The sequence below is a fragment of the Cupriavidus sp. CP313 genome (assembly GCF_054072015.1).
Genome location: NZ_JBSVZB010000009.1, coordinates 144,298 through 156,757, shown reverse-complemented (window position 1 = coordinate 156,757; position 12,460 = coordinate 144,298). Strand labels below are relative to the sequence as shown.

Genomic DNA, 12,460 nt, shown 5'->3' with positions numbered 1-12,460 from the left:
GCCCTCGATCGGCGCTGCACCGCTCGCAGCGTCCAAGATCTTACCTTACGTGGCGTATCGGGCGGATGGCCGAGTGTGGCATTGCCGTCGGTGCAGGCTAAGCAGTCGTCTTTCGGCGCACTGTGCCGCGTGTGGCCCGGCTCTCCTTGGGGCTGCAGCCAAATTGCGCGTGATACCAGCGCGAGAATCCGCTCGGCGCGGAAAAACCGAGTAGCGTCGCCACCTCGGTCAACGGACGATCGCTCTCGATGACATGACGCGCGGCGAGTTCCGTGCGGATGTCGTTAACGATCGACGAGAAGCTTTGACCCTCTTCCGCCAGCCGGCGCTGGACCGTGCGGCACACCACGCCCAGGTGCTCCGCCACTTGCTCGATGCTGCAACGTCCGCTGGGCAACAGCAGCAGGACAATGCGCCGCACGTCCTCAAACATTGTCGCCTGCTGCGACATGACAGACGCGTCTATCAGCTGCTGCGCGTAGCGCGCCATGGCCGGATCGGCAGACGGGTTGCGTGCATCGAGATCGGCCTTCGCGCAGACGATGCAGTTGAAGTCATAGTCGAACTCGACGCAAGGGCCAAAAAACCGATGGTGCGTACTAAGGTCGCGCGGGGCCGGGTGCTCGAAGCATACGCGCCGCGGCTCCCAGTCGGGCTTGAGAAGCTGGCGAATCAGCCGCACCATTACCCCCAGCGCCAGTTCAACCCTTTGGCGCGTGGGCTGATGTGCACTGCCAGCGACGACCGCCTCGCGAATAATGACCAGTTCGCCGCACTCCTCTACCGCCAGCGACAGCGCACCGTTGAGCAACGCCTGATAGCGCATCAGCATGCGAAGCGAGTCGCGCAGCGTCGCCTGGTCGCGGATCAGCAAGCCTACGGCCCCAAGATTCGACAACAGCCGCGACTCGGCCATGCACAGTCCGAAACTCTCGTTGCCAGACAGGGTTGCTGACGCCTGCAGCAGTCGTCCGACCCGCTCCACCGGAATCATGAGGTCCGGCTCGTCCAGCACGCTCGGACTTAACCCCGCGTCAAGGAGCATCCGCACCGGGTCCAGTCCGGCGGTTCGAGCGACCTCTCTGTAGTTGGTGAGGGCCGCAGCGCGGACAAGTGACGACATTGGAGGGTGGAGTAGAACATTGACATGGAATGATAAATCCCAGTCATGTACTGTCAAGCGGGAGAAACCCGTCACATCCAGACTCGCAAGGATCGATCGGCCTAATCGGCAATAGGAGACAGCGTTCATGATTCAGCACCTCAAAGCGGCACCCGCAGTGGTCCGCGCAACCTCTCTGGGCAATTCGATCCAGGTCGAGCAAGTCACTTGCACGATCGGTGCGGAGCTCAGCAACGTCAACCTCGGTGCGGCTGCCGAAGACGACCAGCTGATGGCAGAAATCCGCGCCCTGCTCCTCAAGCATCGCGTGCTGTTCTTCCGCGACCAGGACATCACGCGCGCGCAGCACGTGGCTTTTGCACGCCGCTTCGGCGAGCTGGAGGACCATCCAGTGGTGGGCAGCCATCCCGATTACCCGGGACTGGTCCAGATCTACAAAACCCCGGACAGCCCTCCCGAACGCAACGAGAATTCCTGGCATACCGATGCCACCTGGCGCGAAAAGCCACCGCTAGGCTGCGTGCTGCGCTGTATCGAGTGCCCGCCCGTGGGCGGCGACACGATGTGGGTCAACATGGTCGAGGCCTATAACCAGTTGCCCGAGGAGATCAAGACGAAGATCGCCGCATTGCGCGCGCGCCACAGCATCGAGGCGAGCTTCGGCGCCGCCATGCCGATCGAAAAGCGTCTTGCACTGAAGGCTCAGTACCCGGATGCCGAGCACCCGGTTGTGCGCACCCATCCTGAAACCGGAGAGAAGATCCTGTTCGTCAATGGAAGCTTTACGACGCACTTCACCAATTACAACGTGCCGGACAACGTACGCTTCGGGCTGGACAAGGCGCCGGGTGCCAGCAATTTGCTGAACTACCTGGTCAGCCAGGCCACCATCCCCGAATACCAGGTGCGTTTTCGCTGGAAGAAAAACAGCGTTGCATTCTGGGACAACCGCTCTACCCAGCACTACGCAGTAATGGACTACCCCCCGTGCCACCGGAAGATGGAGCGCACCGCCATCATCGGTGACGCGACTTACTGAAAGACTGCGTGACATGTGCCGGAACACTGGCAGACCCTGCTGGCGGCGAAGCTGCCTCGCGTAGTCAGCGTCGCCCCACTTGAGCAAGACAAGCTGAGGTGCGCTGCCCGCGTCGAAGCGATCGATCGCGCCCTCGCCACCATCGAGGGGCCGGTGATCATCGTGGCGCATAGCGCAGGCGCAATGATGGTCGCCCATCGCGAACTCTCGTGAACGGGCTTCACTAACGGATCTGCCGGAACAGGTGACTGCCGTATTACTCTGGCTGGTAGTTAATGGACTTCAGCAGCGCGGCCTGTTGCTGGTATGCCTGCTTCAGGTCCGCCATCATCTCTTCCGAGGTGACGGCATCCCCCTGCTCCATGCCCATATCCTTGATGCGGTTCTGCACTGCGGGTTGCTTGAAATACGCCAGCGTCGCCTCGCGGATTTTTTGCTGGACTGCCGGAGCGACATCCGGGCGCGACCACACGGCGAACCAGCCTGCTTGCGCCAACTGCGGGTAACCGAGCTCCTTGAACGTAGGCACATCCGCCAATCCGGCAATCCGGGTCGGATAGGCCACGGCAATCGCTCTGATCTTCCCCGCTTTGATCAGCGGCAATGAGGTAGTCACCCCATCGAACATCAGCGGCACATGGCCACCCATCAGGTCATTCAATGCCGGGGGAGAGCCTTTGTAGCCGACATGCCGCATTTGCACCTGAGTGAGTTGCCCGAGCAGTATGCCCGAGGTGTGGCCCCTCAATCCCGCAGCGTAAGAAGCGAAAACCAGGCCGTCCTTCTGCGATTTGCCGTAGTCCACCAACTGCTTCAGGTTAGAGACAGGCACATCCTTGTTGGCAACCAACACCAACCCCGTGCGGCTGACCTGGGCCAGGGGCTTCAGGTCGGCAAAGGGCTTGTAATGGACCTTGTAGGCCAACGGAGCTTCGCTCACGACGCCGCCCTGGATGACCAGAAGGGTATGACCATCCTTGCCGGTGGACTGCAAATCGCTGATCGCCAGCGCGCCGGCGGCACCAGGCTTGTTCTCCACGATAACCGGCTTGCTCCATTTCTTCTGCAGGCCTTCCGCCAGCAGCCGCGCCAAGGCGTCGGCGCTGCCGCCGGCAGGCCCCCCCACCACCAGGCGGATCGGCTTGCTTGGCCAATCCTCCTGGGCCTGAGCCACGGGCATCCCACCGACGACACCAACCCCGATCGCCAAGGCGTATCCGCGCCACCATAAGTTATTGGACCGCTTCCTCATGTCTGTACCTTTTGATTGCCATCTTTTCTCCATTCTCGGATCGCCCCGCGTCAACCGGCTTGACCGATCACGACAAGTTGTTGTCGATTCGCGCAAACAGAGCGAAAACCCTGCTCGCAGTATCGGCCACACGGCAATTGAGGTCCTGAGGGTCCACGGCAGCAAGGCGAAAGAACGGGACGCATACCGTCGCGGGTCCCGCCTTCGGCAATCATATGGTGGGTCCAGGATGCCCGGCTGTCAGTTCCCCCAAGGGCTCTTTACATGCATTCGACCTTGCGCAGGAAGCCCTGGTGACCACCGTTACGATTGGGTGCGAAGCCATTCTTCTGAAGCGTCTCTTCCACCGTGTCGTAGAAGACCCCAAGCTGCAAGATTTCTCGGGTCTGCTGCGCCGTCGCGATGGGGCGACCAAATTCGCCGGCGATACGCACCAGTTGCTTGATCTGCTCGACGGTGCTCATCTTTCCCGTGCGGGTCTGGTTCCAGAGTACGTCCTCGATGCCACACCGCACATGCAGGCCCAAAGCCATGCCGATCATGTTGATGGGAAGCACATTCAGCACCGAACTCTCCACCGTTACCACGGCTCCGTCCGGCACAGCTCGCAGAATGTTTGCCAGGTTGTAGATGTTCGCCTGATCCATGCCGCCGCTGATAGCCACCCAGTTCATTACCAGCGGGCCCTTGTAGACGCCGCGGCGAATCATCCGCTCAATCGTTTCAAAGCTGTTGATGTTGTAGCACTGAAACTCACTCTGAATTCCGGCAGCTGTCAGACGTCGAACGTGCTCCTCGAACCAGCTGGGATTCGAGGGCACGACCATGTCCTTGTAGGTTTCGTAGAGGTGCGGGAACCCTCGCGACACTCCCTTGAAATCATCCACACCAGCATGCTCCGTCACATTCATCTGCGAGGTGTTGACGGTCACCGTCACCTGGTCGGGCTTCGGATCGAGTTCGGCCAGCATATGCCGCGTGTCATCGCTAAGCCATTTGGCGCCTTGGCCCTCTTCAGGCGCGAAGCTGATAGAGCCTCCCACCTGGATGACCATTTCTGGACAGGCCTTGCGCACGCCGGCGATCAGCTCATTGAACTTGGACAGGCGCTTGCTGCCCTTGCCGTCCTCTTCGCGCACGTGCAGATGCAGCACTCTCGCACCGGCTTCGTAGCAATCCACCGCCTTCTGGATCTGATCCGCCATGGTGACAGGGATATCTTCCGGGAAGTCTGACGGGATCCAGCCTGGCGCATAGGGAGCGGCGGTGATGATCAGAGGCTGCTGGTTCTCGGGATACAGGTGGCCGTCAAGGAAGTTCATGTTGATGGATCTCCAGGTTGAGATGCGAATCTTGAGAATGTCGAATTGGATGAGAGAGCTGCTTCGTGCTGTCAAATCACGAAAATGGACGAGCCGGTGGTCTTTCGAGACTCCAGGTCCCGGTGTGCCTGCGCTGCATCCTCCAGGGCATAGCGCTGATTGATCCCGATGCGGATGCGGCCAGCCGCCACGTGGCCGAACAGCTCGCCGACCAGTTCCGCCTTCTCGGCAGGATCGGCGATATAGTCGGCCAGGCCCGGGCGCGTCAGGAATGCCGAGCCTTTGCGGGCCAGAATTGCCGGATCGAACCCGGTGACCGGGCCGGAGGCGAAACCCACGCACACCAGCAGGCCGCGGCGCTTGAGGGAGTCCAGCGAGGACATGAAGGTGTCCTTGCCCACGCTGTCGAAGACCACGTTCACGCCCACGCCGTCCGTCAGTTCCCGCACGCGCTTGGCCACGTCCTCATGGCTGTAGTTGATCGTGTGGTCACAGCCGTGGGCGCGCGCCACTTCGGCCTTGGCATCGGTGGAAACTGTGCCAATCACCGTCAGCCCCAACAATTTGGCCCACTGCGAAACAATCAGGCCAACACCACCTGCCGCGGCATGCAGCAGGATGGAGTCGCCCGCCTTGAAGGGGTAGATCCGGCGCATCAGGTAGGCCGCTGACAAGCCCCGCATGGTCATGGCCGCCGCGACTTCGCAACTGATTGCATCCGGCAGCTTGATCAGCGGATCGGCAGAGATCAGCCGCTCCGTGCTGTAGGCGCCCAGCGTGTTGGTAAATCCCGTATAGGTCACACGGTCGCCGACCGCCAGATGGGTAACGCCGGCACCGACGGCCTCGATCACGCCAGCGGCCTCGTTGCCGATGCCGCTGGGCAGCGGAACCTTGTAAGTACCGCTGCGGAAGTAGGTATCGGCAAAGTTCAGGCCTACCGCCACGTGGCGGACGCGGACCTCCCCCGGTCCGGGCTCACCAACGCTGCCGTCCTCAAAACGAAGGACCTCGGGTCCGCCTGTTTCGTAAAACTTAACGACTTTCGCCATATCGTCTCCTGTTCTCTATCAAATATGACCGTTCACCTGCGGCTTGCCGCTTGAGCTCGCCAAAGGACAAACCGGTTTGGTGACGCAGTTGATCGGTTGATGTCTGAGTGTCTTTCGCGACGATTGAATCATCTGGCAAGGCGCAACGTTCCGCTTTACCTTGCACGCCTTGAACTTTCCTTCTTATGACAAAGATCCGCTGGTGCAGGTGCGCCAGCTCCTATTCGTCGACCTTGATCCCTGCGTCGTTGGCGATCTTCGTCCAGACTTGCAGATCGTTCCGGACGATCTCGCCCAACTGCGCAGACGACTTTACCGGAGGTGGCTCGAAGTTCAGTTTCTTCATCAGGGCCGCGATCTCCGGCAATGCCTGCACCTTGTTGGCCTCATCGGCCAGCCGCTTCACGATCGCCGGATTGGTTCCGGCCGGCGCGAACATGCCGAACCATCCCACCGTATTGAACTTGTAGCCCTGTTCACTCATCGTCTTGACGTTGGCAAGCTGTGGCGAGCGCACGTTGCCGACAATGGCAATGCCACGCACCTTCCCGGAACGCAGGAACGGAACCGCCACGCTGGGATCGGTCCAGCCGATCTTCAGCACCCCCGAGGAAAGCTCGGTGAGCAGTTGACTGGATGTCCGATATGCGACGTGTTCGGTCTTCATGCCGGTCTGCTTCTTCAGCCATTCCATCGTCAAGTGCGCGGACGAGCCGGTGGCCCAGCTGCCATAGCTGTACTTGTCCGGATTCGCCTTCACCAGCTCGATGAGTCCTGGCAAGTCGTGCACCGGCAGATCCGGGCTCACCAGCAGCAACACCCCACCCGCCGCTGTCTGCGCGATCGGCACGAGGCTCTTTCTTGCCTCCTGGGAAACGGACTTCATGACGGCCGGCGCAACCACCATGTTGGATGCCGTTGTGTAGAGAATCGTGTAGCCGTCCGGCGCCGCCTTGAGGACGGCGTTGGTCCCGATCACCCCGCTGCCGCCCGGCCGGTTCTCGACAACCACAGCCTGCTTCAGCGATTCGGAAAGGCGTTGCGCCATGACCCGCGCCAGCGCGTCGGTTCCCGACCCGGGAGACGACGGAACGATCATTTGAATCGGGCGCGCGGGCCAGGCTTCCTGTGCCTGCGCCGGCCCTGGTGCGCCCAGGGCAATGATTGCCCCGGCGCACAATGTGATTGCGAGCAGCTCTTTCAGTGATGACATCGTCGTCCCCATGTTCTTTCGACAATTTCCCAGCCTGAAAAGTGCTGCCAGCCCCACCACTGTGCGACAAGCGATTTCTAACGGCTCAGGCTATCGTGCGCCCAATCATAGCAGTCGTTATTTTTATTGTCGACATGAATATATTTGGCTCGTCGTGAGGTTGCCGGAATCGATTCAGTCCGGCCTCTTGCCCGTTGGCGCCGCGCCCTCCGTCGCAGGCGCTTCGAAGGCGTCGAACATCAAGTCGGGGGCGCTGGTGTTGTGACGCGACCGGACCGTACGGCCGAATCGCACCGCGGTTGCCTGCATTGAAGTGACGGCCATCACCGGCTTCCTGCTGGCCACACCAGCCGGCCCGGTCGTCCAGGTGACCTCGCTCGCGTCTGCATTGTCGTCGGCAACGTACATGGAGCGCAGCATCGCGAACGGGCGCTTGGCGTCATAGGCCGGCAGGAACCGGACATCGAGCGCAGTACGTATATCGCTGATTTCAGTGATCGTGACCGTTGCCTCGCCTCCGCCCGTGAAATGCAGCCTGAAAGCCAAGGGCCGCGGCTCGATTTCTATCCGCGCGATGTTGACCACCGGGCGCCCTTCCTGCTCTATCGGCCCCAGCAGGAACGAAGAGCCATAGGCATTGACACCCAGATGGCGGGCCGGCAACGGTTTCGCCCGCCAGTAGCCATCGGCGGGATAGAGCACCAGGACCTCCATACGCGTCCGGCCAGATTTGCGGAACACCTGGATCAGGTGAAATCCGGCATCGGCCCTGCCCGCTACCGTGACCGGCACCCGATGTGGCCGCCAGAAGCTGGCGAACGTGATGCCGACAATGGCAATGTTCCTGTCGTCATAAAGGGTGACCGTGCGCGGCACGAAAACATGGCGGGGATCAGTCGGGTGAGGCGCCTTGCCGAAGTTGCACCCGGAGAAATCAGGCGCAGAGCTGTCAGTGCGGATGGCGTTGACGTAGGGGGGATGCAATGCCTGGATCCGGAACTTGCCAACCGCGGCGGCGGACAGGGCGAACGAGACATTGTCTTCTTCCGCACATGGGCCTGGCGTGCTTAAGTTCTTAACCTCCACGGCCAGCCGCTGCGCGCAAGCCGGCACGGAAAGCAGCGCCAGGCACAGGGTCGCGACAAGACGCGTTGCGCGCATGCCAGGCTCCGTGAACGGGAACGAGGCGGGAACCCATTCCCGCCTCCGCGGGCCTGTGCCTACTTGGTCCTGGGCGGCACGATCGCCGTGCCGGTGTCTGTGGTGCGCTCATGCTGCATGGTCGGCATCATGTTGCTGTTCAGGTGGAACATCACCCATAGCGAACCCGTCAGCGCGATCACCACCAGCACCAGTGTGAACATCAGCGACAGCATGTTCCAGCCGCCCTCCGACCTGGCGTTCATGTGCAGGAAGTAGATCATGTGCACCACGATCTGCACGGCGCCGATCAGCAGGATGACGATGGCGGTGGTGGACGACTTGTCGAACACCTTTCCCATCACCAGCCAGAACGGGATGGCGGTCAGGAAGACGGACAGCACGAAGCCCGTCAGATAGCCGCCCAGCGTGGCGTGCGGCCCCACTTCCTCGTCATGTCCATGGCTGTGTCCGTGGCTGTCCAGCGTTTCGTCGTGCGCGCTCATGGCAACGCCCCCATCAGGTAGACGAAGGTAAAGACGCCGATCCAGACGACGTCGAGAAAGTGCCAGAACATCGACAGGCACATCAGCCTGCGCTTGTTGGCCGTGATCAGCCCGTGCTGCGCCACCTGGGTCATCAGTACGATCAGCCAGATGATGCCGCACGTCACGTGCAGCCCGTGGGTGCCGACGAGCGCGAAGAACGAGGTCAGGAACGCACTGCGCTGCGGCCCTGCGCCCTCATGGATCAGGTGCGCGAACTCATAAAGCTCGACCGCCAGGAACCCCGCGCCGAAGACCCCCGTGATGGCCAGCCAGATCTGGGTGCCGGCGATGCGGTTCTGCTGCACCTGCAGCATGGCAAAGCCGTAGGTGATCGACGACAGCAGCAGGAACGAGGTGTTCAGTGCCACCAGCGGCAGCTCGAACAGCTCTGCCCCGCTCGGTCCCCCCGCATACTCCCGGCCCAGCACGCCATACGCGGCGAACAGGCACGCGAATACCAGGCAGTCGCTCATCAGGTAAAGCCAGAACCCGAGCAGCGTCCCGTTCTGCGGGTGGTGGTCTTCGGGCAGGTAGAACTGGTAGCCCCCCGGCGGGGCCGCGTCCGCGGCGCCGGTGCCGCTCACATGGTTGGGAAAGGTCGTGTCAGCCATGGCCTGCCATCCGTTGTGTGCGCACCGCTTCGGTCTGGACCACCAGATCGGCCGGGAGGTAATAGTCGCGCTTGTAGTTGAACGTATGGATGATCGCACCGATGATCGTCGCCGCGAACGATGCCGCCGCCAGCCACCAGATGTGCCAGATCAACGCGAAGCCGCAGAGCGTGGAGAATCCCGCGAGCACGATGCCGGCCGCGGTGTTCTTCGGCATGTGGATCGGAATAAAGCCCTGCTGCGGCCGCGCGTAGCCATTCTGCTTCATGTGCCACCAGGCGTCGGTGTCGTGCACCACGGGCGTAAAGGCAAAGTTGTACTGCGGCGGCGGGGATGATGTCGACCATTCGAGCGTGCGGCCGTTCCACGGATCGCCGGTCAGGTCCCGAAGCTCCTCGCGGTGGATGAAGCTGACCACCAGCTGGACCAGGAAGCAGGCAATGCCGATGGCGATCAGCAAGGCGCCGAACGCAGCCAGCTGGAACCAGACCTGGAACGTTGCGTCCTCGAAATAGCTCATGCGCCGGGTCACGCCATGCAGCCCCAGCCAGTACAGCGGCATGAACGCAAAGTAGAAGCCGACCAGCCAGAACCAGAACGATGCCTTGCCCCAGGACGAGACCAGGCGATAGCCAAATGCCTTCGGGAACCAGTAGGTAATGCCCGCCATCAGGCCGAACAGCACGCCGCCGATGATCACGTTGTGGAAATGCGCGATCAGGAACAGGCTGTTGTGCAAGGAGAAGTCAGCGGGCGGCACCGCCAGCAGCACGCCGGTCATGCCGCCGATCACGAACGTGACCATGAAGCCGATGGTCCAGAGCATCGGGGGCTCGAAGCGGATCTTGCCGTGGTACATCGTGAACAGCCAGTTGAAGATCTTGGCACCGGTCGGGATCGATATGATCATGGTGGTGATGCCGAAGAACGAATTGACGCTGGCGCCCGATCCCATCGTGAAGAAATGGTGCAACCAGACCAGGTACGACAGCACGGTGATCACCACCGTGGCGTAGACCATCGACGCGTACCCGAACAGGCGCTTGCGGCAGAACGTGGCAACCACTTCCGAGAACACCCCGAACACGGGAAGCACAAGGATGTACACCTCCGGATGGCCCCATATCCAGATCAGGTTCACGTACATCATGGCGCTGCCGCCCTGCTCTGCGGTGAAGAAGTTGGTGCCGGCGTAGCGGTCCAGGGCAAGCAGCGCCAGCGCTGCGGTCAGCACCGGGAACGCGGCGATGATCAGCACGTTGGTGCACAGCGCGGTCCAGGTGAAGATCGGCATGCGCATCAGCGTCATGCCGGGCGCCCGCATCTTGACGATGGTCACAAGCAGGTTGATCCCGGATAGCAAGGTCCCTACCCCGGCTACCTGCAGCGCCCAGATGTAGTAGTCAACGCCGACGTCAGGGCTGTGGATGATGCCGGACAACGGCGGATAGGCCAGCCAGCCGGTGCGCGCGAACTCGCCCACGAACAGCGACATCATGACCAGGATGGCACCGCCCGTGGTCATCCAGAAGCTGAAGTTGTTCAGGAACGGGAAGGCCACGTCGCGGGCGCCGATCTGCAGCGGCATGACAAAGTTCATCAACCCTGTGACCAGCGGCATGGCCACGAAGAAGATCATGATCACGCCGTGCGCGGTAAAGATCTGGTCGTAGTGGTGCGGCGGCAGGTAGCCAAGGTTGTCGCCGAACGCGACGGCCTGCTGGATGCGCATCATGGCCGCGTCGGCAAAGCCCCGCAGCAGCATCACGATGCCCAGGATCACATACATGATGCCGATCTTCTTGTGGTCGATGCTGGTGAACCATTCGCGCCACAGGTAGCCCCAGAGGCGGTAATAGGTGAGCGCCGCGACCAATGCGCCCCCGCCGAGCACCACCACGATGAAGGTGCCGAGCAGGATGGGTTCATGCAGCGGGACGGCCTCCCACGAAAGACGGCCGAAGATCAAATTGGCGAGTTCCGAGCGCTCGGGCATGTTTGTCACCTGGGGCCTGAATTAACCAACCATGGCCGATGGGGCTGGCCAGTACCGCAAGGGAAGCTCTGAATCCGCGCCTTACTGCAGCAGCACCCGGCCGTCATTGCGCGCGAACTCCGACGCGAACACGGGCGCTGTGGCCGGGGTGTTGCGCGCCGTGCAGATCGCGCCGGACGGGTCGAATTTTCCGCGGCTGCGGTCAAGCGCCATGGTGTCTGCCATGCACCGCCCGCCACCCACGCAACGGTTCAGGATCAGGTCGTAGAGGCCTGGCGCCACGCTGGCATAGCGTTGCACCGCCTCGCGCTCGCTGGGCTGCGCGAGCTTGAGGTACGTGTCCGTGGACAGGCCCTGGCCCGATGACTTGACCTGCTGGATCCAGCGCTCGAAGTCCTCGTTCGACAGCCCGTGGAACTTGAAACGCATGTGCGAGAAGCCCGCACCGCTGTAGTTGGCGGAGAAGCCTTCATACACGCCGGACTTGTTGATCACGGCATGCAGCTTGGTTTCCATGCCGGGCATGGCGTAGACCATGCCGGCCAGCGACGGGACGAAGAATGCGTTCATCACCGAGGTGGCGGTGATGCGGAAAGCGATGGGACGGTCGACCGGTGCAGCCAGCTCATTGACGGTGGCGATGCCCTGCTCGGGATACAGGAACAGCCACTTCCAGTCCATCGCCACCACCTCCACCGTCAGCGGCTTCACGTCCGCCGGCACCGGCCGGCCTGCGTCGATCCGCGTCAGCGGCCGGTACGGATCGAGTTGATGGGTGCTGACCCAGGTCACGGCGCCCAGCGCGATGATGATCAGCAGCGGCGCGGCCCAGATCGCCAACTCAAGCACCGTGGAATGGTCCCAGTCGGGGTTGTAGGGCGCGTCTGTTGCGCTTTCCCGATAGCGCCACGCAAACAGCAGCGTGAGGATGATCACCGGAACGATGATCAGCAACATCAGGCAGGTGGCGATGATGATCAGGTCGCGCTGGCGCTCGGCCATGTCTCCGGATGGCGCGAGCAGCACTGCGTTACAACCGGCCAGGCACGCCAGCATGACTGCGGCGGCACACCGTAGCAGTAGTCTTCCCTGCACACGTCTTAGCGGCACTACAGCGTCGAAGCGGCCCATAGTCTCGGAAGTGGCGTCTGAGGAATATCGGCA

12 protein-coding genes are annotated in these 12,460 nt (G+C 61.9%); 2 read left to right on the top strand and 10 right to left on the bottom strand.

Going from position 1 to position 12,460, the window contains the following annotated elements; all coding sequences use genetic code 11:
* Positions 1-97: 97 nt before the first annotated feature.
* Entirely contained in the window at positions 98-1,123 is a 1,026-nt protein-coding gene (locus ACW4E8_RS15180) for an AraC family transcriptional regulator (RefSeq protein ID WP_456805297.1), read from the bottom strand.
* Between the two features lie 127 nt (positions 1,124-1,250).
* Between ACW4E8_RS15180 and ACW4E8_RS15175 the strand changes: the two genes are divergently transcribed.
* Entirely contained in the window at positions 1,251-2,162 is a 912-nt protein-coding gene (locus tag ACW4E8_RS15175; protein WP_456805238.1) for a TauD/TfdA dioxygenase family protein, read from the top strand.
* 15 nt (positions 2,163-2,177) lie between these two features.
* Positions 2,178-2,375 carry an alpha/beta hydrolase gene (locus ACW4E8_RS15170; protein WP_456805237.1) on the top strand — a complete coding sequence of 66 codons (198 nt, stop codon included), beginning with the start codon at positions 2,178-2,180 and terminating at the stop codon, positions 2,373-2,375.
* Between the two features lie 43 nt (positions 2,376-2,418).
* Here ACW4E8_RS15170 and ACW4E8_RS15165 read toward each other — a convergent pair whose 3' ends face one another.
* The 9 genes from ACW4E8_RS15165 to cyoA all read right to left on the bottom strand — a co-directional run bounded on the left by ACW4E8_RS15165 (position 2,419) and on the right by cyoA (position 12,427).
* Positions 2,419-3,414 carry a Bug family tripartite tricarboxylate transporter substrate binding protein gene (locus ACW4E8_RS15165; protein WP_456805236.1) on the bottom strand — a complete coding sequence of 332 codons (996 nt, stop codon included), beginning with the start codon at positions 3,412-3,414 and terminating at the stop codon, positions 2,419-2,421.
* A 260-nt stretch (positions 3,415-3,674) separates the two neighbouring features.
* On the bottom strand, positions 3,675-4,736 hold the full coding sequence (locus ACW4E8_RS15160; RefSeq protein WP_456805235.1) for a 3-keto-5-aminohexanoate cleavage protein: 1,062 nt from the start codon (positions 4,734-4,736) through the stop codon (positions 3,675-3,677).
* Between the two features lie 71 nt (positions 4,737-4,807).
* Entirely contained in the window at positions 4,808-5,788 is a 981-nt protein-coding gene (locus ACW4E8_RS15155) for a quinone oxidoreductase family protein (RefSeq protein WP_456805234.1), read from the bottom strand.
* Positions 5,789-6,008: 220 nt separating this feature from the next.
* The gene (locus ACW4E8_RS15150) at positions 6,009-7,001 is read right to left on the bottom strand and encodes a Bug family tripartite tricarboxylate transporter substrate binding protein (RefSeq protein WP_456805233.1); all 993 of its coding nucleotides are present in this window, start codon (positions 6,999-7,001) and stop codon (positions 6,009-6,011) included.
* Positions 7,002-7,175: 174 nt separating this feature from the next.
* Positions 7,176-8,162: a hypothetical protein gene (locus ACW4E8_RS15145; protein ID WP_456805232.1), complete on the bottom strand. Its 987-nt coding sequence runs from the start codon at positions 8,160-8,162 to the stop codon at positions 7,176-7,178.
* 59 nt (positions 8,163-8,221) lie between these two features.
* Positions 8,222-8,647: a cytochrome o ubiquinol oxidase subunit IV gene (cyoD, locus tag ACW4E8_RS15140; RefSeq protein ID WP_456805231.1), complete on the bottom strand. Its 426-nt coding sequence runs from the start codon at positions 8,645-8,647 to the stop codon at positions 8,222-8,224.
* Complete coding sequence (gene cyoC / locus ACW4E8_RS15135; RefSeq protein WP_456805230.1) at positions 8,644-9,300, bottom strand: cytochrome o ubiquinol oxidase subunit III; 657 nt, start codon at positions 9,298-9,300, stop codon at positions 8,644-8,646. Before cyoC ends, cyoD begins: the two co-directional genes overlap by 4 nt.
* The gene (cyoB, locus tag ACW4E8_RS15130; RefSeq protein WP_456805229.1) at positions 9,293-11,296 is read right to left on the bottom strand and encodes a cytochrome o ubiquinol oxidase subunit I; all 2,004 of its coding nucleotides are present in this window, start codon (positions 11,294-11,296) and stop codon (positions 9,293-9,295) included. Before cyoB ends, cyoC begins: the two co-directional genes overlap by 8 nt.
* 81 nt (positions 11,297-11,377) lie before the next feature.
* Complete coding sequence (gene cyoA / locus ACW4E8_RS15125; protein WP_456805228.1) at positions 11,378-12,427, bottom strand: ubiquinol oxidase subunit II; 1,050 nt, start codon at positions 12,425-12,427, stop codon at positions 11,378-11,380.
* Between the last annotated feature and the right edge of the window lie 33 nt (positions 12,428-12,460).

Excerpts from the sequence above, each read along its gene's own strand:
- cyoB (WP_456805229.1), bottom strand. The coding sequence starts at position 11,296 with ATGCCCGAGCGCTCGGAACTCGCCAATTTGATCTTCGGCCGTCTTTCG.
- ACW4E8_RS15145 (WP_456805232.1), bottom strand. The coding sequence starts at position 8,162 with ATGCGCGCAACGCGTCTTGTCGCGACCCTGTGCCTGGCGCTGCTTTCC.
- cyoA (WP_456805228.1), bottom strand. The coding sequence starts at position 12,427 with ATGGGCCGCTTCGACGCTGTAGTGCCGCTAAGACGTGTGCAGGGAAGA.
- cyoC (WP_456805230.1), bottom strand. The coding sequence starts at position 9,300 with ATGGCTGACACGACCTTTCCCAACCATGTGAGCGGCACCGGCGCCGCG.
- cyoD (WP_456805231.1), bottom strand. The coding sequence starts at position 8,647 with ATGAGCGCGCACGACGAAACGCTGGACAGCCACGGACACAGCCATGGA.
- ACW4E8_RS15175 (WP_456805238.1), top strand. The coding sequence starts at position 1,251 with ATGATTCAGCACCTCAAAGCGGCACCCGCAGTGGTCCGCGCAACCTCT.
- ACW4E8_RS15165 (WP_456805236.1), bottom strand. The coding sequence starts at position 3,414 with ATGAGGAAGCGGTCCAATAACTTATGGTGGCGCGGATACGCCTTGGCG.
- ACW4E8_RS15150 (WP_456805233.1), bottom strand. The coding sequence starts at position 7,001 with ATGTCATCACTGAAAGAGCTGCTCGCAATCACATTGTGCGCCGGGGCA.
- ACW4E8_RS15160 (WP_456805235.1), bottom strand. The coding sequence starts at position 4,736 with ATGAACTTCCTTGACGGCCACCTGTATCCCGAGAACCAGCAGCCTCTG.
- ACW4E8_RS15180 (WP_456805297.1), bottom strand. The coding sequence starts at position 1,123 with ATGTCGTCACTTGTCCGCGCTGCGGCCCTCACCAACTACAGAGAGGTC.
- ACW4E8_RS15155 (WP_456805234.1), bottom strand. The coding sequence starts at position 5,788 with ATGGCGAAAGTCGTTAAGTTTTACGAAACAGGCGGACCCGAGGTCCTT.